This is a genomic window from Saccharibacillus sacchari DSM 19268, assembly GCF_000585395.1.
Classification (GTDB): domain Bacteria; phylum Bacillota; class Bacilli; order Paenibacillales; family Paenibacillaceae; genus Saccharibacillus; species Saccharibacillus sacchari.
Genome location: NZ_KK073875.1, coordinates 2,533,175 through 2,554,262, shown reverse-complemented (window position 1 = coordinate 2,554,262; position 21,088 = coordinate 2,533,175). Strand labels below are relative to the sequence as shown.

At 47.6% G+C, this 21,088-nt stretch carries 19 protein-coding genes and 1 pseudogene; 7 read left to right on the top strand and 13 right to left on the bottom strand.

The window, feature by feature from the left end; genetic code table 11:
* Positions 1 to 94 precede the first annotated feature (94 nt).
* A complete protein-coding gene (locus tag SACSAC_RS10975) occupies positions 95 to 2,161 on the bottom strand; it encodes an S-layer homology domain-containing protein (RefSeq protein ID WP_037286204.1) in 2,067 nt (688 codons plus the stop codon).
* A 162-nt stretch (positions 2,162 to 2,323) separates the two neighbouring features.
* Entirely contained in the window at positions 2,324 to 3,280 is a 957-nt protein-coding gene (locus tag SACSAC_RS27050) for a VanZ family protein (RefSeq protein ID WP_051507043.1), read from the bottom strand.
* 184 nt (positions 3,281 to 3,464) lie between these two features.
* On the opposite strand from SACSAC_RS27050, the gene SACSAC_RS10965 reads away from it, so the two are divergent.
* Complete coding sequence (locus tag SACSAC_RS10965) at positions 3,465 to 3,887, top strand: hypothetical protein (RefSeq protein ID WP_037286201.1); 423 nt, start codon at positions 3,465 to 3,467, stop codon at positions 3,885 to 3,887.
* A 109-nt stretch (positions 3,888 to 3,996) separates the two neighbouring features.
* A complete protein-coding gene (locus SACSAC_RS10960; RefSeq protein ID WP_037286199.1) occupies positions 3,997 to 4,656 on the top strand; it encodes a YczE/YyaS/YitT family protein in 660 nt (219 codons plus the stop codon).
* A gap of 97 nt (positions 4,657 to 4,753) precedes the next feature.
* On the opposite strand, the gene SACSAC_RS10955 is transcribed toward SACSAC_RS10960, so the two are convergent.
* From SACSAC_RS10955 to SACSAC_RS10935, 5 genes are all read right to left on the bottom strand, one after another.
* Positions 4,754 to 5,155: a VOC family protein gene (locus SACSAC_RS10955; RefSeq protein ID WP_037286196.1), complete on the bottom strand. Its 402-nt coding sequence runs from the start codon at positions 5,153 to 5,155 to the stop codon at positions 4,754 to 4,756.
* 79 nt (positions 5,156 to 5,234) lie between these two features.
* A complete protein-coding gene (locus SACSAC_RS10950) occupies positions 5,235 to 6,182 on the bottom strand; it encodes a helix-turn-helix transcriptional regulator (RefSeq protein WP_037286193.1) in 948 nt (315 codons plus the stop codon).
* Positions 6,183 to 6,315: 133 nt separating this feature from the next.
* Positions 6,316 to 7,806, bottom strand: a complete 1,491-nt coding sequence (locus SACSAC_RS10945; RefSeq protein ID WP_037286191.1) for an aldehyde dehydrogenase family protein — start codon at positions 7,804 to 7,806, stop codon at positions 6,316 to 6,318.
* 42 nt (positions 7,807 to 7,848) lie between these two features.
* Positions 7,849 to 8,937: a 5-methyltetrahydropteroyltriglutamate--homocysteine S-methyltransferase gene (locus SACSAC_RS10940; protein WP_037286188.1), complete on the bottom strand. Its 1,089-nt coding sequence runs from the start codon at positions 8,935 to 8,937 to the stop codon at positions 7,849 to 7,851.
* Positions 8,938 to 9,433: 496 nt separating this feature from the next.
* Entirely contained in the window at positions 9,434 to 11,521 is a 2,088-nt protein-coding gene (locus SACSAC_RS10935) for a GTPase domain-containing protein (RefSeq protein WP_037286185.1), read from the bottom strand.
* A gap of 900 nt (positions 11,522 to 12,421) precedes the next feature.
* On the opposite strand from SACSAC_RS10935, the gene SACSAC_RS27045 reads away from it, so the two are divergent.
* Both SACSAC_RS27045 and SACSAC_RS27040 read left to right on the top strand, forming a co-directional pair.
* Positions 12,422 to 12,688, top strand: a complete 267-nt coding sequence (locus SACSAC_RS27045) for a recombinase family protein (protein WP_051507042.1) — start codon at positions 12,422 to 12,424, stop codon at positions 12,686 to 12,688.
* A 108-nt stretch (positions 12,689 to 12,796) separates the two neighbouring features.
* Positions 12,797 to 13,516: a zinc ribbon domain-containing protein gene (locus SACSAC_RS27040; RefSeq protein WP_051507041.1), complete on the top strand. Its 720-nt coding sequence runs from the start codon at positions 12,797 to 12,799 to the stop codon at positions 13,514 to 13,516.
* A gap of 14 nt (positions 13,517 to 13,530) precedes the next feature.
* Here the strand turns inward: SACSAC_RS27040 and SACSAC_RS27035 are convergent, their stop codons facing one another.
* Together SACSAC_RS27035 and SACSAC_RS10910 are read right to left on the bottom strand one after the other, a co-directional pair.
* Positions 13,531 to 14,148, bottom strand: a complete 618-nt coding sequence (locus SACSAC_RS27035; RefSeq protein WP_051507040.1) for an MltR family transcriptional regulator — start codon at positions 14,146 to 14,148, stop codon at positions 13,531 to 13,533.
* 183 nt (positions 14,149 to 14,331) lie between these two features.
* Positions 14,332 to 16,347 carry an AAA family ATPase gene (locus SACSAC_RS10910; protein WP_037286177.1) on the bottom strand — a complete coding sequence of 672 codons (2,016 nt, stop codon included), beginning with the start codon at positions 16,345 to 16,347 and terminating at the stop codon, positions 14,332 to 14,334.
* A gap of 433 nt (positions 16,348 to 16,780) precedes the next feature.
* Between SACSAC_RS10910 and SACSAC_RS27030 the strand changes: the two genes are divergently transcribed.
* The 3 genes and pseudogenes from SACSAC_RS27030 to SACSAC_RS10900 all read left to right on the top strand — a co-directional run bounded on the left by SACSAC_RS27030 (position 16,781) and on the right by SACSAC_RS10900 (position 18,101).
* A complete protein-coding gene (locus SACSAC_RS27030) occupies positions 16,781 to 17,074 on the top strand; it encodes a transposase (RefSeq protein WP_051507039.1) in 294 nt (97 codons plus the stop codon).
* A 179-nt stretch (positions 17,075 to 17,253) separates the two neighbouring features.
* A pseudogene (locus SACSAC_RS28780) lies at positions 17,254 to 17,343 on the top strand (hypothetical protein); the annotation flags it as partial.
* Between the two features lie 170 nt (positions 17,344 to 17,513).
* Complete coding sequence (locus tag SACSAC_RS10900) at positions 17,514 to 18,101, top strand: hypothetical protein (RefSeq protein WP_156950989.1); 588 nt, start codon at positions 17,514 to 17,516, stop codon at positions 18,099 to 18,101.
* A gap of 14 nt (positions 18,102 to 18,115) precedes the next feature.
* Here the strand turns inward: SACSAC_RS10900 and rlmH are convergent, their stop codons facing one another.
* The 4 genes from rlmH to SACSAC_RS27665 form a co-directional block, all read right to left on the bottom strand.
* Entirely contained in the window at positions 18,116 to 18,595 is a 480-nt protein-coding gene (gene rlmH, locus SACSAC_RS10895) for a 23S rRNA (pseudouridine(1915)-N(3))-methyltransferase RlmH (RefSeq protein WP_037286171.1), read from the bottom strand.
* Between the two features lie 346 nt (positions 18,596 to 18,941).
* Positions 18,942 to 19,421 (bottom strand): transcription elongation factor GreA, encoded by a 480-nt coding sequence (gene greA / locus SACSAC_RS10890; RefSeq protein ID WP_037292648.1) that lies wholly within the window; start codon positions 19,419 to 19,421, stop codon positions 18,942 to 18,944.
* Between the two features lie 87 nt (positions 19,422 to 19,508).
* Positions 19,509 to 20,576, bottom strand: coding sequence for a YdcF family protein (locus SACSAC_RS10885; protein ID WP_051507038.1), 1,068 nt, complete (start codon positions 20,574 to 20,576; stop codon positions 19,509 to 19,511).
* Positions 20,577 to 20,725: 149 nt separating this feature from the next.
* Positions 20,726 to 20,896, bottom strand: coding sequence for a CxxH/CxxC protein (locus tag SACSAC_RS27665; protein ID WP_084778008.1), 171 nt, complete (start codon positions 20,894 to 20,896; stop codon positions 20,726 to 20,728).
* Between the last annotated feature and the right edge of the window lie 192 nt (positions 20,897 to 21,088).

Below are 21,088 nucleotides of genomic sequence, written 5' to 3'. Positions count from 1 at the left end.
ATGATTATACGTTTTTCGCCCCCGAGTTGCACCGTTCATTTTTGTTTACGGCAAATAGAGGACCCCCGGATCGGGAGCCCTCCGCATACTTGCGTCAAGTGAGTGAATCCAATGCGGTCTTTAACTGAGGGTTAAATTCCAGCACGTTCAAGACGACTTGCACGGCTTCTGCACGCGTGGCACCGTTTTTTGGATAGAACTTTCCGGTTCCGTTCCCTTGAATGATCCCGGCCTGCGCGCCTGCGATGACCTCGGATGCTGCATAAGAACCCTTCAGATCATTAAAACGGCCTTTGTCCTGATCCTTCGCCAAGTGATCCAGATCGACGATCCGGGACAGCATGACCACCATTTCTTCGCGCGTAATCGTTTGGTTCGGCTTGAATCGGTCATCGCCGTAACCCTTGATGATGCCTGTCGCTACGAGGTTCTCAATCTCTCGTTTGGCCCAATGTCCCTCGATATCCTTCAGTGACGTATTTGCATTCCCCGTTTGAATATCGAATGTGCGATTCAGAATCGTGGCGAATTCGGCACGGGTGATCGAATGATTCGGCTTGAACGTTCCGTCTTTGTAGCCGTTAATCAACTGCAATTGGATAAACGTGTGGATCGGCTTTGCCGCCCAGTGTTCTTGCGTGTCGGCAAAATCGATGATCGCGTCGGTTCCTTTCGCCTCGGCTACAAGGGATTCCATTTTCTTGACTAACTCGCCTGTATTCACAACGCCTGTCTTGAAGACATCCGCTACAGGTTCCGGCAGTGGCGGTGTTGGCAGCGGCGCTATTACGGGTGGCGTTACCACGGGCGGTGTCACTACCGACGGTGTCGGTTTCGTTATAATCGATGTGTCTACAGGTATAGAAGGTGTCGGTTGTACGGGTACAGGCTGCACCGGAACAGCCGGCGACTGCGGCGTTGCTTTCACTTCATTGGAAGATGCGCTTGTTCCGGACGGATTGACGGCTTTAACGATAAAATAATAAGTCGTACCGTTCGTCAGTCCGGCGGCATCGTACTCGGCTGCGGTTACTGAAGCGACGGCTTCTCCGTAGATGCCGGAAGTGGTTCCCCGATATACGGAATAGGTCACCGATCCGGGTACTTCGCTCCACTTCAACCGTACGTGACCGTCACCCGCTTCAATAGATTCCAAATTCGGAGCTGCTCCAAGTCCGGGCCAAGGAAGCGACACCGACGGGTCCGTCCAACTCGTCACCTGCGTTAACCCCGCAGCATCGAACGCGAGCTGTACGCCGGCGAGGCCCTTGTCGTTCGCAGCGCCAAGATCGGAAAAGGTTGCGACGCCCGCGTTCGCGGTTGCGGACAAGGTTCCGGTCAGCGTCCATGCGCCCGTATCCTTTTTCGATACGGTTACGACCGTACTGTTGTCGCCCGCGCTTGTATTCCCGTAAGCATCGCGCAGCGTAATAACGGGCTGCTTCGCGAATGCATGGCCGTTGACGGTCGGGGCTGCAAGTTCGGTCGTTAGTTCCATAGAAGCCGTATTTCCCGCCGTAGACGTGATATTTAACGTATTCGTTTGCGGCGTTGCCACGCCTTCCACGCTCAGCGTGATGGTTTGTTCTGCCGCTTTATTCAGCGTCAGGTTCAGTTCGGCTATACCGTTCACGAACGTCGCGCTGACCGTAGTCGACCCTTCCGTCAAATCTGTTCCATTGAAGCTGCCGTACGATCCGTTCGGTGCAACCGCATAACCGGAGATCGTCACGTTATACGCTCCGTTAAACGCGGTATCCGCGTTGTCCTCCGAATCCTTTACCGTCAGCGTGATCGCATTATCCGCTCCGACGCCCACGATCGATGAAGCAGCCTCGGCACTCGCGGTATCCATCGGTTCCGGCTGCCGTACGACCAAATGTAACGTAGATTCTTTTTGAATATTATAATCAGATAAAGTGCGCCCGTCCTCCAACTGTTTACCGGCGAATATCAACCGCATTCGTTCGGGAGGTATGCCTTCTTTATCCTGTATTTTCGCTTTTACGATTTCGATCGAATCACTGGGTTCCACGTCTAAAGTAATCGTTTTCCCGGTAAGTGTTTTAACGAAGACTTGCATGGCAAATGCATATTGCGGGAGCGAAAACAGCAGAACGACAATCAACAACAGGCTGGTGTAATATTTCTTTTTTCTCATAGGTGTTATCCTCTCGCTGTGATTAATAGGGATTGCTCTCTTATACTTTATCGTGCAAAAGAGTCTTACTTATGAGCAACAATGAAATTTTGAGCCGGGACGTTAAATGCCTAAACTCGAATTCTCGTTTTTTCCGTACCGAGCCGGCTTCAAGCAGGAAAATCAGCGCTTGCGTTCGACAAGTCCGGCTTCCCACAAAAGCACGCTTCCGTTCGAACCGTCCTCCGGACGGCTCAATTCGATCGTAAGCTCCCGCGCGTTCCGAACATCGAACTCGATCTTTTCCGTATCAAAAACATCGCCGTCAGCGCCTTGAAAAGAAAATTCGTAGACCGGTTCGCCGTCGACGATAAACGCGATGCCGCCGCCTGTCCCTCCTTCTACGGTTCCGTACGCCTGAAAGCGCACATAGCCGCCGTCCAGCTCGTAATGCAGCGTCTCCGTGCCTTCGCCCGACCAAGCATGCAGCTTGGGCGCGTAAGGATCGTCGGCCGCGCCCGTCTGCTCAAGACCGGCGGGAACCTTCTCCCACCGCACCGTTCCTTCCGAAGGCTGCAGGTTCTCCAAAGCGATCTCGCCGGCTTCCGCGTATCGCTGAACCATCCGTTCCGCCGCCGAAGGAGCTGCCAAGAAAATCGATGCGAGCAGCACCGCGGAAGCAGCCGTATACGCGATTCGTTTAAAGCCGAATACGGCGCCGCCCAGGTATTTGCCGATCGCCCACGCCGCATAACCGGTCAGGAACCCCGATGCGTTCAGCACGACGTCGTTGATATCGAATCTCCCGAGCCCCGTAAGCAGTTGAAGCGTCTCGACCAGCAGATTGCCGAGCAAAAAAGTTCCGATCAGCTTCAACGGTCCCCAACGGGTCAGCATCGGCAGCAGCAACCCGCAGGGGATGAACGCCAGATAGTTGCCCAGTTGAAACAGCATGAACGGATTATGAAGCAGGCCGGCGAAGCGGAAAGGCTCGATCGCCTCAAGCGACAAGTTGTAAAAACAAACGCCTTTCGCCGCTTTTTCCGAACGGCCGAATCCGAAGAAAAGGAAGTATAACAGCAGCGCGAAATAAAAAGCGGCGGCTGCGTTCAAAAGGCGGTGCCGGATTATCGAAGTCATCAAAAAATCTCCTTTGGGCTGCGGTTGTGAGTATGAAGCGGAATCCGCAGCGTCAGGAAGACGGTTCGAAACGGAAAAATGTATCGGTTAATCACCTAGGAATCAATAGGAAAGTCGGTTAGACTTTTAATGGAAAGTTTTTGACCGAAGCGAATTTATGTCCCGATCGAACAGGAGGAATATCGTGCAGCTTTCAGACTCGACGCATTCCGCTATCCAGACGCTGTGCCGACAAGGCGACGAACTGGCGAAGACAGGCGAAATGGAGGCCGCCAAGCAGCAGTATCTGGCCGCGCTCCGCTTATTGCCCGACCCTGCCCGAGAATGGGAAGCCGCGACCTGGATTTACGTCGCGCTGGGCGACGTGCATTATAAGACGAACCATTTCGAGAAAGCGTTCAAATGCTTTTTCAATGCCGTTCAGTGTCCGAAAGGATTGGGCAATCCGTATATCCATCTTCGGCTTGGGCAGGTCTATTACGAGCAGGAGAATTTCGACAAAGCAGCGGACGAGTTAAGTCGGGCCTACATGGGCGGCGGCATCGGAATTTTTATGGAAGACGATCCGAAGTATTTGGAGTTTTTGGAGACGAGGATGCAGATTTGACCGATCGGAAAACAAAAAAACAGTACAGCTTCGACCGCGGAACCTGTGATATAATGGCGTCGTTATTCATGCTGGACAAAAATGACAATCTGACGATGGGACGGTTGATATGAAGGGATTTTTGACCACGCTAGCCGATCCGAAACGATTGATCATCATGCTGATCGGCAATATTTTTTTGGGTATGGGAATAAGCATTTTCAAACTGTCCGGCTTGGGGAACGATCCTTTCAGCGGCATGGTGATGGCCTTGGCCGATACGAGCGGAATCGTGTACGCCCGGTTTCTGATCCTGTTCAACCTCTCCTTGTTCGTGGTGCAGCTGATTTGGGGACGCCGTTTTATCGGAGCCGGAACCGTTGTAAACGCTGTATTGCTGGGTTATTTCGCGACCTTCTTTTACGATATCTGGATCGATGTGCTGGGCGAACCCCAACTGCTGTGGCAGCGCGTGGTGACGGTCGCGATCGGCGTCGTGGTATGCAGTTTCGGAGTCTCCCTGTATCAGACCTCCAACGTCGGCATCGCGCCTTACGATGCTCTGTCGCTGATGATGAGAGATCGCTTCCCGCGAGTCAGCTATTTCTGGCACCGCATGTTCACCGACGCTCTGTGCGCGCTGGTTTGTTTCTTATTCGGGGGCATTATCGGGCTGGGGACGTTGGTGTGCATGATCGGCTTGGGACCGATCATTCATTTCTTCAACGTGTATTTTACGGAAAAACTTTTGGCCGGAAAAAATGCACCTCCAAAAACGGTAAGCTCTTAAATGCCGAACGAACATTAGATCAACCGCTTCGCACCCTATCGCGCTGCCGCTTATGACACAGCAGGCGATAGGGTTATTTGCATGCGGAAGGGTTCGGTTATCGATCTCTGAACCGTTCGATGGCCGCTTCGCTTACAGGTTGGAAAAGATTAACGAGGTTGCCGTCGGGATCGCGGAATAAGATCGAACGGTTCCCCCACGGCATCGTCGTCGGCTCCTGCACCCAGTCTTCGATCAGCGGCTTCAGGCGTGCATATTCGGCTTCGACGTCTTTCACGCGGAACTCGACTATTATCGAGCGGTTATGAGCTGCGATCGCAGCGTCCGTTCCGAATAGCTGCGCAGTCTGGGTATGCCCGATTGCGAGCGTGCCGGATGGCAGGACGATCTCGGCGAATACGGGGGCGGGGCGCTCCGCCGTAATTCCCGTGACTTGCTCGTAGAACGAAGCGAGGCGGTCAACGCGGTCGGTAATGATACGTACAGATGCAAAATTCATGAAGGATCATCCTTTCGTTATTAAGAACTAAGATTGACTGACAATTCTCATCATAAAAAACGTTACTGACAACATCATGTCAGTAACGTTTAAGAATCTTATATGCTTCTTCTCGGACTCGCTGCCGAAACGACTCCGGTTCCAATACAATGGCGCCCGCTCCCCAACCCATTACCCATTGCAGCAGGTCATCCGGTTGATGAACGCGCAGCACAACATCCAAGCCGTCCGGATGCTCGTGTGTCTCCTCGATGTACGGAAAATTCGACTGTCTGACCTTGTCTGCGAGACTCGGGTCGAAGCGAAGCGTCACGGCCAAGGAGCGATCATCCGAAGGGGTATACGCTTTTAGATCAAAATCGGCCGGAAATTCAAAAGGTTCTTCCAGCTCGGTAAGCTCCTCTATTCGGGACAAGCGAAAATGACGGATGCCCTGCCGCAGATCGCACCGGGCTACCAGCATCCAAGTGCCTTCAATAAGCACCAGTCCGTAAGGATCGACGGTCCGTTTGCTGTAGGCGCTGTCCGCAGCCGGGCTCGTTTTTTTCGTATACCCGAAGCGGATCTTCCGTCTGTCCAATATCGCCCGGCGGATGTCGTTGAGGTTTTCTTTTTCCGCCGACGAATCCGACCGCTTGCCGGGAGCGAGCAATCTCAGCGATTGATGGACGCGCGAAGTCTCTTCGCGAACGCGGTCGGATAGCGTAACCTCGATTTTCTTTCGGGCTAGACAGGCTCTATGGCGGTATTCCTCGTCGAATTGCTGCTCAATAAACTCCGTTCCGATCAGCAAGGTCACGGCCTCCTCGATCGTGAAGCGAACCGGGGGCAGAAAGTAACCTTCAACCAATGAATAGCCCTGGCCCGTAGTTCCTATGATCGGAACTCCGGCTTCGCTCAGTGCCTGGATGTCCCGATAAATGGTTCTGACGCTGGTTTCGAATAACGCAGCCAGGTCCTCGGCGCGTACAGCTCTTCTGGCTTGCAGTTCCAGGACGATGGCGAGCAGGCGGTCGGTTTTGTTCACGTGCGCTCCTTTTGATTACGTTCATTTATTTCGTTCATCCCATCGAATCAAGCGGATCTTCTTCAGGTAAAAAAAGCTCTGCTTACCGATTCGTACGAATCAGTCAACAGAGCGGAGTATTGGCGTATCGCTTTTATTCCGGGATATAAGGAAGATCCAGCATGTTCGGAACATTGATGACATGCTGCTCCGTATACGTGCGAATGCCTTCCGTACCGTATTCGCGGCCGATGCCGGATTGCTTGAAACCGCCGAATGGGAAGCGAACGTCCAGTCCCTGTACAGCAGCCGTATTGATCATAGTCGTTCCGGCTTCGAGCTGACGCGCCACGGAGATCGCCTCTGCTTCGCTGCCCCATACGGAACTCGTCAAGCCATAGATGCTTTCGTTGTGGAGACCGATCACCTGCTCTTCGTCGTCGAACGGCAGGATCGGAACGGTAGGACCGAACTGCTCTTCCACGACGATCCGGTCATGCGCGTCGCAGCCCGTAACCAGCGTAGGCTGGAGGTAGTAGCCTTGATCGAACAGCTTCTGATCCAAGATCGTGCCGAGAGGCGTAACCTTCGCTCCGCGCTGCTTCGCATCTTCAACCAAGCTCAGTACGTAGTCTTTTTGCTTCAGGTTATTGACTGGACCTACCGTCGTATTGGGGTCAAACGGATCGCCGATGCGAATCCAACGGTTTGCCGCTTCGATATATTTTTCCACGAACGCATCATAGATCGAACGGTGGACGTAGACGCGCTTGGCGATCATGCAGATCTGGCCTGTCGTCAAGAAGTTGGACACGACGATCCGGCGCATTGCGCGCTCATCGTTCACGTCAAAGCTCTCCAGGAAGATCGCCGCGTCATTGCCGCCAAGCTCCAGCGTCATGTCTTTGATCGTATCCGAAGCGGCCTTGATAATATGCTTGGCTGTTTCGGTTCCGCCCGTGAAGGCGATCTTCGTCACTTTAGGATTCGTCGTGAGTTCAACGCCCACGTCCGCGCCGCCATGCACCACGTTGATAACGCCGGCCGGGAACTCGCTTGCGATGATCTCCGCTACCTTCGCTGCCGCGAGCGGCGCGTAAGGACTTGGCTTCAGCACGATCGTGTTCCCCGCAAGCAGTGCAGGAGCGATCTTGATCGTGGACAACGCAATCGGATAGTTCCAAGGGCTGATCGCGGCTACGACGCCGATCGGATCGTAAGACAAGATCGTTTTCCCGTGATCGTGTTCGGTGACTTGTTCTTGCAGAGCCGCGGCCGCTTCGTTGCACGCAAACTCCATCCACATCAAGGCTACATAGACCTCGCCGTGCGCATCGTACAGCGGCTTGCCGTGTTCTCTGGACAGCAAATTCACGATCTCGTTCTCGGCTGCGCGGATCTTCTCGATCGCTTTGCGCATGCTGGCAACGCGTTCCTCGATATCGGTTTTCTTCCACGTTTTAAAAGCAACCGCCGCCGCTTCGATTGCTTCAACGGCTTGTTCTTTCGTCGTATCCGGGAAGTAGCCCACGATCTTGGTTGGATTGGTCGGATTCTCTTTTGCTGATTGGGAAAGGGATTTTACGTTCTGGCCGTTAATCAACGCTTCAACGGTAATGGCTTCTGGGCTGGCTTGAGTTGTCATTTGATATCCCTCCGCGAATCCTATTGGTAATTTGAGAAAAGCTTAACCCCAAACTTCGTCTGCAATTTCCTTCACGTAACGCAGCTTCCGCCATTGTTGGTCTTCCGTCAGAATATTGCCTTCTTCCGTCGACGAGAATCCGCACTGCGGGCTCAAGCAAAGTTGCTCCAAAGGAACGTAAGTTGCCGCTTCCGCGATCCGGGCTTTGATTTGTTCTTTGTCTTCCAGCTCGCCTGTTTTGGATGTGAGCAGGCCGAGTACGATTTTCAAATCTTTGCGATTCACATGCTTCAACGATTCGAAACCGCCTGAGCGCTCGTCGTCGAATTCCAGGAACAATCCGTCTACGTCCAAGCCGCCGAAGATCACTTCGGACGCGTAATCATAGCCGCCCGTGGAGAAGTAGTTTGATTTGTAGTTGCCACGGCAGACGTGCATCGTGACCACGAGATCGGCCGGCTTGTTCGCCAACGATTCGTTGATCATGCGCTGCATCGTTTTCAACTCTTGCGCAGGTTCCATGCCTTTGGCGCGCAGCTTGTCGTGACCGGCTTCCGAGAAGAGGTCCGCCCAAGCGGTGTCGTCCAATTGCAGGTAACGGCATCCCGCATCGTAGAAGGCTTGAATCGCTTTTTGATACGCTGCGATTGTGTCCTGAATGAACGCCTCATTGTCCGTGTAATAAGTGTTTGCGCCATTTTCCAAACGATAGAGCAGCATGTTCGGACTCGGGATGGTCTGTTTCGCTACGGTGTCACCCGCGTGCTGCTGCACGAACTTGAAGTCTTCCACGAAAGGATGCGTCGAGAAATCGACTTTGCCATCCACGCGAAGGCCGCCTTTGCGCGTCTGCATATTGTGGAACTTCGGACCGTCGATCTGCTCGTACAGCTCGACGCCGTCCAGGCCGCCCAGGAAGTCGAAATGCCACCAGCTTCTGCGCAGTTCGCCGTCCGTGACCGCGAGCACGCCGTTTTCCTTTTGCTTTTCGATGATGCGGATGATCTCCTGATCTTCCACCGCTCTTAATTCGTCGTGCGTGATGCTGCCTGATCTATATTGTTCGCGCGCCTGGGTTAAGTTCGCAGGGCGTAAAAAACTGCCTACATGGTCGTGTCGGAATGGGATCATATGAAGTGCTCCTTCTGGCTTTTTGTTCTCATGAGTATACCACGAGGGAGGAGGAGGGTTGTTATAGGAAAAAAACATGTCTAGTCATATGGTTGGGTGATAGCTGGGAAGGTTAATAATTTGGTTTACGACTCGTTTCCATTATTTATGATACGGTTCGGCGTCGGTTACAGAGCAAAGTCTAAAAGCACCCGATGGGGTGCCTTTAGACTTTTTTGGACACGGGTTCCTTAATGAGTTGTCACTGTATAAATCCACAATTCGACGCCACGTGATGCCCGTGATGTTTGGGGAAGTGGCTTAACACTTATTAATCCAATAACCACACCATTAAGAGATAATTTAACCTGAAATCCACGAGTAATATTATGCTTTCTACTAAGTTTTAAATCACTATATAAGAGTTCTTTTCAATAATTACGAAATGACAAACTGAAAATGGCATATATCATAGCAATGCTCAATTAAAGGTCTCATGTTCAACATGTCTTTTTGCCTATTCGTAAAAATACATCTTACTAAGTAATTGGTTCAGTTCCTGCTGCAAGAATCGAGAGAGTCCCTCCTTCCAATACATTTCGTCGCTAAACTTGGCATAAAAAAGGCGCATATTATTTCGGAAGGCCTGGTCTGGTGCTTGTTTGGCATAGATATCCTCAATTTCTGTCTTCATCCCGTCATAACTCAACGCTTTACTAATGCGGTAAAGAATTTGGGACAATTGTTGTCGGAAAATGTCCTTCAAAACTTGCGGTGCCTCAATCTCCGCTAACCTTTTGGCTTCGGAATCTCTAATATTTTCAAATGAGACATCAAATGAAATCGGACGGTTCTGGATAAATGCTGTCGTCCACTTTTGGATCATGCTTCGAACATGGATGTTAAAATTTTCGTACACCGTTGCCCGTGTCTCATGCCCTTCTCCGATCCGTGCCTTCTTCAGGCCGGTATATACTGAATGACCATGGTACAGTTTCTTTTTCGACTCAAATTGATAGTAGTTCCCCTGATACTCGCGTGAGTTCATAACTTTCATATGGACAGCAAAGTCTTCCAGTAATTGCCCCATTTCCTTATTCATCTTAATCACAAGTGCTGCTTCATCCAATTCTTTCATTTGCAGGTAGCGGCGCCCTACATATGAAGGCATATGAGCATCATGTACTTTACGGGAAAGATCGAACAAAATATGGAACAATTTTTCCTTTTCTATGGTTGGTTTCTTTTCGAAGAAAGACCCAGCTAAGTTGCGCAGGGGTGTAAAGTCTAAAGAAATGAAATCAAGTGGATTATAGACACCCAAACTTTCGCTCAATTCAACGTTCTCTGCATCGATAGCTTGTGTGAATTTTTCGTAAGCTTTTTCAGCATAAAAGAATGCCTCAGTATCCGTAAACTCAGGACGGCCTACCTCCATAAGGTGATCCTTCTTCATCAGTTCATACAGGTTCAAATCCACCTTGGTCCGAAGAAGTTTAATCGGTATTTCCTGAAATTTCTCCCTTCTCTTAATGAGAAGTTCCTTCATGTTTTCATATACCGTCGGTCGTTCATCCGTACTGCAAAGGAATAGGTATGCGTCAGATTGATGCCCCATTACCTGTTGCAGAACTTCCTGCATGTCTTCCTTCGTCTCTCCCGTTTGGGTTAAACCGGGTGTATCAAGAATATTGAGTCTAAGCACCTTCCCAAGCTTTGCATCCTCACGATAGGCTTCCTTAAAAGCCATTGCAAAGGGTATAGATGGTTGCACGCAGTAAGACAACTCTTCAATAATAAGCGAGTAAGGGCTATCCACATTGTAGGTGTCTTGAATAAGATTCTTGATCGAATCGCTTTCCACCCGGTCCTCAACAACCGCGTACACCTGCTCTGAATCAAGAAATTCGCACGTTTTTAGTATCTCCCCTTTAATAAAACTATAGAGTTGCATGAACCAAGTATAGACTTCACTCTCCAGACCTTGAACTTCACTATCGCCCAAGCGCTCTTGAATGACCATTTCGTAAATTTCCTTCTTTTTAGGCTTAGGATAGACGGTTTTGGTGCCCTTCTCTTTTTCCTTAACTGCTTCTTGTATTTCTGGAATCAAGCCCTCAAAGAAACGCTGTAGCAATTGTAGGAGCAGCTTTTGATCTGGACACCCTTGTTTATCGCTATGTTTTTGGACGAATTCAGCAAAGTGATAGGCTCGATTCCGAGGATTCAGCACCTTGTACACTATATCCTCGTCTAATTCCAGCCCATCTAACTCATCCCTGTTCTCAAATATGACATCAAGTATCATCTTATGCATAATTGGTTTGATTAACATGATGTCGAAAGGCCTCATTTTAACGCGAATGACCGCTTCATCTTGGTTCATTGTACTATCGAGCATCAATTTTGTATTAATCAATGTAGTTTGCTTCATGCCTACGTTCCAGGCCAAAAGTTTATTGCTGGTCTCAGGGAGAAGCACCGTTAACAGATACGACTTACCAGACCCCGAAGGGCCTGATACTGTGATTGTTGGAGCATTTTCTTGCATACGAAACCGAGAACGTCTCTGTTTCATCTTGTCCTTGGATGTAATGTTATCCATTTACTGAAATTCCTCCTTACGAAACGTTTTCAATCTGTTTCAATTCGCCTGTGGTGAACAATACCTCCTTTTAGTCGGGAGAGTTACAAGTTGCGTAAACTAGTATTTACTTACTCTTGTTCTACTAAGGATTTTTAATAGAATCCTTAAAACGTGGAAAGGAAATCCTTCACCCTTTTGCTTTAGGACCCTATTTCCTTGTACCCATGTAATAACATAGGAGACCTGAAGCTAAAATGCTTAGGAACCATTCCAAAGCCGCCCATAGTTGCACTTTAGTTATAAAAATCTTCATGGTAATAACCTCATGATGCCCAGCTAAAAGTAGCAACCCAAGCACTAAGATCAAGAGTAATATCTTAAAAATCCACTTGCTCATGTAAAACACTTCTCTTCAATCAAGGCAGGGCTTTTCAACTTCACGTTACAGGCCAGCAGGTTATTACTGGTCTTAGGGAGAATCAACGATAAAAGATATAACTCACCAGATTCAGAGGGGCATGATACTGTGGTCGTCGAAGCGATATTCGTGAGTTGAAATTCCCTCTGCCCCGTATTCTTCAATTTTGCGGATTTTGAACTATCCAATCTCTTTCCTCCTGCAATTTGGATTTTTCAAACCACAAATCACAACGGCTTGTCTAGCTCTTGAAACAATAAAAGAGGCATGGTCTAAATAGACCATGCCTCTTCCTTGTGGTTGAGTAACCGGCCATCAAAGTCTGTACGAAACAAACTTACAGAACACATTTTCGCGTTTTCGAAGTTCGCGATGTTCTGGTGCATGCTATTGCATAATGCGCATTTGAAATTACCTTTATTGTACACTTTCCAGAAAATTCAGTCAATTATTCGTCGACGAACACGGTACCCCGTACAGTCGCGACACGAAAGTCGTTATTGTCGAGGAAGAAGCAAATCTCGTACGCCGGAGGTCGGGGACTCAAGTCGATCTCCAACGAGCTGAATCAGGAAGGGCATCGAACGAAGCGAAAAAAGCCTTTTTCCACGACGGCCATTGAGGACATCGTCACTAATTCTATGTTCGTCGGAAAGCTCCGTTACAATCGCTACGAGAACTGGTTCGAGAAATGGCGAAGGGGACAGAGCGATAACGAGATCATCGTGGACGGGCTACATCCGGCGATCATTTCCGAAGAACTGTAGGAGAAAGTAAAATTTCTTCAGCGTAAGAAATCGAAGAAGCCCTAGAAGCATTTCGAAGGCGAATACCTGCTAACCGGACTCATCCGCTGCCCCGAATGCGGGGCGGCAATGACCGCCAGCCGGACGGTCAACAAGATGAAGGACGGAACCAAAGTCACTCGTATGTATTACTCGTGCAGCCGTTTCCGTAGTCAGGGTAGTTCTGTTTGTCACGCCAACAGCGTTCGCAAGCTGGAAGCAGAGCAGGCGGTTACGGATCGGATTCGCAGCGTCGTCGAGAACCCTTCGATTTTGAAGGCGATCGTTCAGAGGGTAAACGAACAAAGGACTCAGCAGTCCAAACCGGCGCTGGCTGAACTCATAGCTGTAAAGTCTCGCATTGAGAAGCTGGAGGAGAAGAAACGAAAATACCTTGAGCTGTACGAAATGGATGAGATTGATCGGGCGCTTTTCAGTGAACGGCTTAGAGAACTGAACGAGGAGCTGGATGTGGAGTTGAGGCGAAGATCGAAGCTGGAGGCGGCGGTTCGAGACGATCAGTCAGAGCCGGTTCCTTACGAATTTGTGCGTTCCTTGATGGAAAGGTTCGAGGAGTTGTTGAGACTGTCGCCTTTTCCGCAGCGGAAGACGTTACTGCACTTGATCGTAAAAAGGATTACGTTGGATGAGAAGAAAAAGGTAGAGCATATCGAGCTAAAGTTCAATGAGAAAACTCAAATCTACTTTTTAAATGAGATCCCCTCTGCTGTTAAAACAGCAGAGGGGACTTTCTTTTTGTCTGATAAAATTTCATCACTTAAAAAGCATCATTTTTCAATCAAGCTTTAAAATAAAAGTTGAATCTACTGTTCACTTTCTTGCTGTTGCTTAAAATCACTATAGAATTTCATTATTTCTGCTACAGGTTTTAGCCCTTTTTGAAATTCTTCAGAGCCGAAGTTAATATCTTTATGCATCTCTAATTTTTCAGCCATAGTCTTTGCCCCATTTAGTAATCCTGCTATACCAAAAGCAACACGGTTAAATGCTTTTCTAGGAGCAAGTTCGTCCTGAAAAACATTATGTTGGAGTTCTCTGCATCGTGAAGCTATAGAAGAATGGTTAAAATCTATTATTTGCATTGAATGTGCAAATTCATTTCTAATTTTTCGAATAAGATGCAAATCTCTTTGGACACTAGGAGCAATCAAGCCCATTAAATAACATAAATTTATTTTTGAAGAGAAGGTTGCCAAGCCACCTGTACCAGAAAATAAATCTTTAAACACCTCAGAGTCATGCACTAAAGTTTTTTCTAGAAGCCCTTTGAGTTGTTCTTCTAAAAAGGCTGCTGTCATTAGAGCACATCCTCGATCTGTTTCTGTATCGAGATGCAAACGATATTGAAAAATTTCTTGAATTCCCATTTGATCCAATAAGCTCATTACATCCTCGATACTTTTTATATTTTTGAGGTCCACAATATCTCCTCCAATCAAAAATGTAAAAGCAACCGTAAAAGCGCATACTATTTAAAGACAATTGTAACATAAACTTCACCCTACTTCTTATACGGTTTAGTATATTAACTTAATGACAAACAAACATCTTTATGTCTCCATACGTTAAAAGGACCGCGTTGATTCGTGGTCCGCGTTATCTTACTATTTAAAAAAATCAGTTAAAACTTCTTCCAATTTATGCGAGACTCGAGGACTAGGTACGCATATTTCAGAATAAGCTTTAGAAACCAAAAACTTAATATCGTGTTGTTTTAAAAAGTCTTCTATTTCTTTTTTACGGTTAAAAACTTCAATCTTTTTGGGTATAATTATAGAGTTATATGATCTCAAATTAGAAACTACCATTTCATTATTGAAGTCAAAATCCTCAAACAAATCTACTAAATCTTGAGTTCCCTTTTCAGTTATCACTTTTTTGATTGCTAAGTAATAACAAGCCGGGTCTAGGCAGTCTTCCATAACAGTTTTATTGTAATCACCAGGACGTGCGGGATCGACCACATCTATCCTCGACTGGTCACTTAATACCTGTAGTCTACGCAATTGTATTGCACTATCCTTATCTGAAGGCATAAAATTTAACTTTAGATCGTCTGTATCTATGAGGCATAGTATTTTACTTCCGTTTTGCTTTAATCCAGTGAAATCTTTTTTATCGCTAGAAATTGGGCTAGAAAGTAGGTTGAAGAGTTTTACAACATTTCCTATACCACCAACAGGTAAAATTTTATAGGGATTTTCATTCCCTAAAATTGTCTCTAGGTAGATTTTATCGTCGCTTCCTTCGCAGATAATCCAATATGATGTATTCACTTTTATATAACTTAATATACTTGAAGCAAGGTCAAACATACTCTTTAAATCTACATCGTCAGGAAATTTTTTTCTTTCCTCGAGGTAATTAAAGAAATTAAACTGCCGAATTTCAACCTGCTGTTGCTCTTCTTGAATGTGATGTAAGTATCCTTTGTTTATTGTGGGTAATGAACCGTACCAATGTGTCGTTATTAGGATTTGATTGTTATACTTATTTGCCAACTCTTCTAATCTCGCAAATTGCGAGTAGCAATTAGATATACTTAAAGACACCTCTGGCTCGTCAATTGCCAGAATAATATTTCGATCTCTAACACCGTCATTCGATAGGAATGCATAAGCTATGTCTATTAGTGCTCTTCTTTGCTCTCCTGAACTTAGCTGACTAATTTCCTTTCTGTCATATTTTAAAGATTTCTTCATGAAATAGGCTTCTAAAATTTTTTCTCTAATATCTGAAACGGTCAAATTCTTTTTAATAAAAAGGTCTGCTCCATAATTATATTTATTATCTATTTGATGGATAGATTCGTTTATCCCCTTCATAAACTCATTTAAGTGATCATTTAAAAAGGTTATAAAACTTCTCTCTTTGCTGTTTATTTCAAATCGACTAGTTAAAGCCGAACCAATTTCCTCAAGAACATCTTTGTTCATCAATGTCTGCATCTGTTTAGCTTCTACTTTTAATATTTCTTCAACACTTTGCTCAACAGGCAGATATACATATGAGTAATAATCAGAAACTACCTCTCTAGAGCTTTCCGATATATTTAGAAGTTCCTTAGGAACGCTACTAGGATATTTTTGTGCTAGGTATCCGTTGATGTCCTCATTAAAGGCACTAAAATAAACATTTTTATTAGTATATTGTATTCCTAATATCAGCAATAGGTATCTATCTTGGGCGTACTTATTTCTAAGACTCTCCCTTAAATCAAAAAAGCTCAATATATGTGGCCACTTATGTACAAGAGAATTAAAATTCTGTTCTACATTCCAAAAATAATTACTTATATGTTCTATGAATGGAAGTATTACTTGTCGGTTTTTATCTAATTCATTAGGTTCATAATAATTGCTGTTTGACAATCTCTCTCTAAACTTATCCTTCTCAATCAAAAAAACTGGTGCAATATAAACTTCATCTTTTGTAGCACCTCTAGTTAAATTCCATTGTCTTCCATTGAAAAATGTATCGAGTGCCTCTAATATTGCACTTTTCCCTACTCCATTGTTACCTATGTAGACTGAATATTTTTCGTTTTCGGACTTACTTATTGGGACAAAAATTGACTTTTCGTAGGACTTATAACCTTTGATCAATGCGCCGAGTAACATTTCTACACTCCATCCATTTAATATTGTAATGTCTAGAGTATATATCAACCTCTCAAGTTATCAAAACATTTTTTGAGCCACTTTACCCTACTGTGGAAGAGCCGAGCGAAAGACGGTTTTACCGGTCTTTTGACTGCACCTTTACCCGGGACCTCCCGACATTCCCGAACGGGGGCGCGTCACGTAAGCGTTTCGGTGCCTAGCGGTTTCCTTCTGTCACGGTCGTTTCATTCAGGCCGTTTCCCGGCAACTTCGCATTCCTTATACCACGCTAGAACATTGGTTTTATGCCGATTCAGCTTCAGCGCAAAGGCCACCTCCAAGACGGGTCAGTGTAGACAATTTTGCGCTGCGAAAGGGTCATTCCTACAATGTATGTACGGTGGATTTGGACATCAAACAGGTCTTAGGCGTGTGCGAAGGATGATAAGAAATGGATATTCGTGAACTTCTGCAAAGTACGGCGAAGCAGGCTCAGATTGTCGTGAGCGATGTTGCACCCGCGATGAGTAAGGCGATTCGAAACGCTTGTCCGCAGGCCGTGCATGTGCTCGATCGATTTCGCTTGATTCAATTCTTTACGGATTCCATGAAGCAAAGGCGCAAAATGCCTGCACTTGGGCGAAATCCACGCAGAGAAATCCCGCATACCCTTCGGCTATTGACCGTTAAGCCAGAACGACTGACCGACGAAGAACGAAGAGAAGTCCGCGAGCATTGCAGGTAGACGAGGCCTTGAAAGCTCGTTACCAAGCCTTGCAGCATTTCCGTTATGTGCTGAAAAGCCCAACACAATCTATAGCTAAACAAAGACTAGAGGCTTAGCTAAGTCGGTTCTCTTTTCATACGTTTGCTGCGGTGAAGCGTCTGGCCAAAACGATGCGATCCTAAAAAGAAGGCGTTCTTTCAGCAGCTCTTTTTGCCGAGTCGAACGGACCATTCGAAGGTATGAATACGAAAGTGAAACTCTTAAAAAGACGAGCGCATGACTACTGAAACATGGCGCATTTTATGCACCGGATTCGGCTCGAAACCGACCCTGCATCTGTCAATCTGTCAAGGACAAGTTGTGGTGAAGTGCCAATCTATACTTTATACAGAACACTTGTGACATTAATCGAATGCAGAGTACAATCAATAATATATTAGGTAATAAGGAGGTAGTCATGATGGGACGAACCAAAGATGTTAAGCAAGAGATCAATAAGACGCTTGCACAACTAAAGCGTTTAGATGAAAACTTCGAAGATAGAATTAATGAAATTAAGAAAGATATCCAAGCTCTTTCTGTTATAAAAAATAAAAAAAAGCGGATCTTAAAGCTTGAAAGGCTACGCGATGAATTAAGTGGATATTGCGCTAGAATATATCAGGCAAACCAGAAAGCCGAAGGTACGTACAAACGTCATTCAAGCCCAACGAAAAGCCTCCAAGATCTAGGAGAAGCGATGAACCACCGCTTCTACAACGATGAACAGGCGGAACATTTAAAGAGTTTAAAAGCGTCTAGAGACAATTCTGCCCATCCTCACCCATACTGGATTCCAGATAAGTTTCTTGAAGAAGCCCAAAACCACAAAGGATTAATAAAAAATGCTATCCAGCATTTGGAGACTTTAAATCTAACAGACCAGGTCAGTATTAGAAGAGAAGTAGCAAGTCAGAATACATTCATTGAAAAAAGAGCCACTTCAATACAAGATATTTTCAATGGATTCAACAAAAGAATTTCCGTAAAAATCGCTAATAAATAGCAGCCAATTTCGCCCTATTTGTGATACGGTTCACCCCTATTAATCTTCACCGCCCGATACACCTGCTCCACCAACACCAACCTCATCAACTGATGTGGCAACGTCATTTTCCCAAAACACAGCTTCTGCTGCGCACGCTTCAGAACCTCGTCCCCGATCCCATGACTCCCGCCGATCACGAACACCACGTGGCTGTTGCCGTACGTGCCGAGCTTATCTAACTCTGACGCCAGATCTTCCGAACTCCACATCTTCCCGTCCAAAGCCAGCGCGATCACGTGGGCGTCCGGCTTGATATGGCTCAGGATCCGCTCGCCTTCCTTATCCTTCACAATCTTCACTTCCGCATCGCTTAAGCTGTCCGGCGCTTTCTCATCCGGCACTTCGATGATTTGCAGCTTGATGTAAGGCGTCAGCCGCTTGCTGTACTCCGCGATGCCCTGCACCAGATACTTCTCTTTCAATTTGCCGACTCCGATGATTTGTATAAACATAAATCCTCCCGTGTACCGCTCATGATAAGGACTTGTCTCAAACCAATGAACGGTTACGTCCGCAGGATTCGCACTACAACCATGCGCGATTCCTACAAACGTAAGCCTACTATATAAGAGAGACAAGCCCTTAGTACCTTGTCAACGTTAAAAGTAAGGTTACGCCTGTCTGAAATCCACCTAAAGCGTGTGGGTTTCAGCCAAACGTAATCCTCTGATTAAGAGTTGAAAGGGTACTGGATTATTTCCATTATACGCTAGCCCCCGCCCAGCAGCCCAACAAAAAAGACGACCGCCGCTCCCTCACTGGGGCAGTGCCGTCTTTTCCATAGTACATCGTCACGCTTTACAACGCTTTAATCTCCAAAAGCTCGTAATGAATCATACCCATCGGCGCTTCGACGTCGATCTTGTCGCCGACCGCTTTGCCCATCAGGGCTTTACCCAGCGGGCTTTCGTACGAGATCTTCCCGTTCGCCACGTCCGCTTCCGCAGGTCCGACCACTTGATACTCCAACGTGTCGCCGAACTCGATGTCTTTCAACACCACGTTCGAGCCGACGCCGATCGCGCTGGAATCGCTGTCGCTTGTATCCACGATCCGTGCTTTGGTCAGCATTTTCTCCAAGATCATAATGCGCGTTTCCATGAAACCTTGGTCGTCCTTGGCCGAATGGTACTCGCTGTTTTCTTTCAAGTCGCCGTAGCTGATCGCAAGCTTGATGCGCGCCGCCAGCTCTTTGCGTTTCACGTATTTGAGGTCGTCGAGCTCCGCTTGGAGCTTGTCGAATCCTTCTTGGGTCAATACTACTTCTTCCTCTGCCATGCTTTCGCTCACCTCACTACAATTTCTTATCTATCTAGTGTACTCCTTTTTGCTCCAACAATCGACCTATTCGCTTGTTTCGGCAAATTAAACGTCCACCGTATGCTCTACCCACCAGAACAGCCCGGCCGCAGCCGCATACATCAACACGATCGTCGCGATGAAAAACAGATGCCAGCGGCGGTACATGGTCAAAATAGCGATATACTCGCGGATAAACGCATTCGGCAGATAATAAAAGGCCGTTTTCGAACCGATCCCGTCTGCCTGCAGCCCTGCTTGACGCGCATAGACGCCGGCCCGGAACAGGTGGAAGTTGTTAGTCGCGAACACGCACGTATACTGGCCTTTGCCGCTTTCCTCATCCATGATCTTTTTGGAAAACTTCATGTTTTGCAGCGTGTTCACCGACTGGTCCTCCATAATGATCCACTCGTCCGGTATGCCCTGCTCCAGCAAATAGTTGCGCATGGCGGCGGCTTCGGAGATCATCTCGTCCGAGCCTTTGCCGCCGGAGACGACGAACTTGGGCGGGACGTAAGGCAGGGCTTCTTGTTTCTTGTAAAAGGCAATGCCGCGATTCAGCCGTCCGGCAAGCAGCGGCGTGACCTTGTCGCCTTTGAGCCCCGCGCCGAGCACGACGATGTAATCGCGCGGAACGCGCGGGCGCACCCAATTATACAGCACGGACGAGACGAGGTAGCAGAGGAAAACGAAGCCCAGATAAGCCGTAATCGTCGAGACGACCGCGATCGGCAGCGCAAGTTTTCCGTCCGTGGTCCATAGCGGCGACGTGATCATCAGACCCAAAAACACAAAGATCAGCAAACCCAGACCGAGCGTCAGCAGGTTTTTGGGCTTGAGTCCTTCTTTTCTCCATAAAATGCGCGCGTTGTAGATCAGTCCGGCTCCCGTACCGACCACGAGCAGCGGCAGCAGGACGACGGCGCCCAGCGCGCCGAACGCGGCGGCATACCGGACGGCGGAATTGTCGTCGGCGATCCGGATCACGCTGATCATCAGGGAGAACGCCAGCAGCAGCAGCCCGAACGTCAGCAGCATCCCGACGCGGATCCGGCGCTTGTCGCGCATGTACGAGACGACAAAACCGAGCAAAACAAGGGCGGTCAGTCCATAGCTAAAAAGGAAGATCATCGTGGGTTAAAGCTCCCTTTCGTTCCGTCGGCCGAAAAGACCGCTCGCGAGTTCCGGCATTGCCGGAGCGCGCGGGCGGCCGTCCGTCGGTCATATGATTTGGATTACGGAAAATACAGCTTGGCGAACGTTGAAACGCTAAAACCGGATTAAACGACGAGCACTTCGGCCGGCTCTTCGCAGTGTGCGCATTTGAGCGGCGGGTCCCAGTCGGAGAACTCGGTTTCTTTGAGGTTCACGAGATCGGGCGCGGCGTCTTCGTATTCGTTTAGAAATTCGTCGAGCGCGGTTTCGATATGTTGCTTGCAGACACAGTACAATAAGAACACTCCTGACTTTTTGGGGTAAACCGGCCTTGAGCGGCGGCGGGAGAGTTTCGCTTCGGTCGCGTGTTGAACTCGGGAAACTGGAATGAATTATATATGGAAGTTTCCCGAATTCAAAGGCGATCGCTAACGCTCCTACGCTGAAACTCTCCCGCCGCTGTGCAGCCTTTACTCTTGCAAAATCTT

Coding starts and splice junctions, on each gene's coding strand:
- SACSAC_RS10975 (WP_037286204.1), bottom strand. CDS start 2,161: ATGAGAAAAAAGAAATATTACACCAGCCTGTTGTTGATTGTCGTTCTG.
- SACSAC_RS27050 (WP_051507043.1), bottom strand. CDS start 3,280: ATGACTTCGATAATCCGGCACCGCCTTTTGAACGCAGCCGCCGCTTTT.
- SACSAC_RS10960 (WP_037286199.1), top strand. CDS start 3,997: ATGAAGGGATTTTTGACCACGCTAGCCGATCCGAAACGATTGATCATC.
- SACSAC_RS10955 (WP_037286196.1), bottom strand. CDS start 5,155: ATGAATTTTGCATCTGTACGTATCATTACCGACCGCGTTGACCGCCTC.
- SACSAC_RS10945 (WP_037286191.1), bottom strand. CDS start 7,806: ATGACAACTCAAGCCAGCCCAGAAGCCATTACCGTTGAAGCGTTGATT.
- SACSAC_RS10940 (WP_037286188.1), bottom strand. CDS start 8,937: ATGATCCCATTCCGACACGACCATGTAGGCAGTTTTTTACGCCCTGCG.
- SACSAC_RS10935 (WP_037286185.1), bottom strand. CDS start 11,521: ATGGATAACATTACATCCAAGGACAAGATGAAACAGAGACGTTCTCGG.
- SACSAC_RS27040 (WP_051507041.1), top strand. CDS start 12,797: ATGACCGCCAGCCGGACGGTCAACAAGATGAAGGACGGAACCAAAGTC.
- SACSAC_RS10910 (WP_037286177.1), bottom strand. CDS start 16,347: ATGTTACTCGGCGCATTGATCAAAGGTTATAAGTCCTACGAAAAGTCA.
- SACSAC_RS27030 (WP_051507039.1), top strand. CDS start 16,781: ATGGATATTCGTGAACTTCTGCAAAGTACGGCGAAGCAGGCTCAGATT.
- SACSAC_RS10900 (WP_156950989.1), top strand. CDS start 17,514: ATGATGGGACGAACCAAAGATGTTAAGCAAGAGATCAATAAGACGCTT.
- rlmH (WP_037286171.1), bottom strand. CDS start 18,595: ATGTTTATACAAATCATCGGAGTCGGCAAATTGAAAGAGAAGTATCTG.
- greA (WP_037292648.1), bottom strand. CDS start 19,421: ATGGCAGAGGAAGAAGTAGTATTGACCCAAGAAGGATTCGACAAGCTC.
- SACSAC_RS10885 (WP_051507038.1), bottom strand. CDS start 20,576: ATGATCTTCCTTTTTAGCTATGGACTGACCGCCCTTGTTTTGCTCGGT.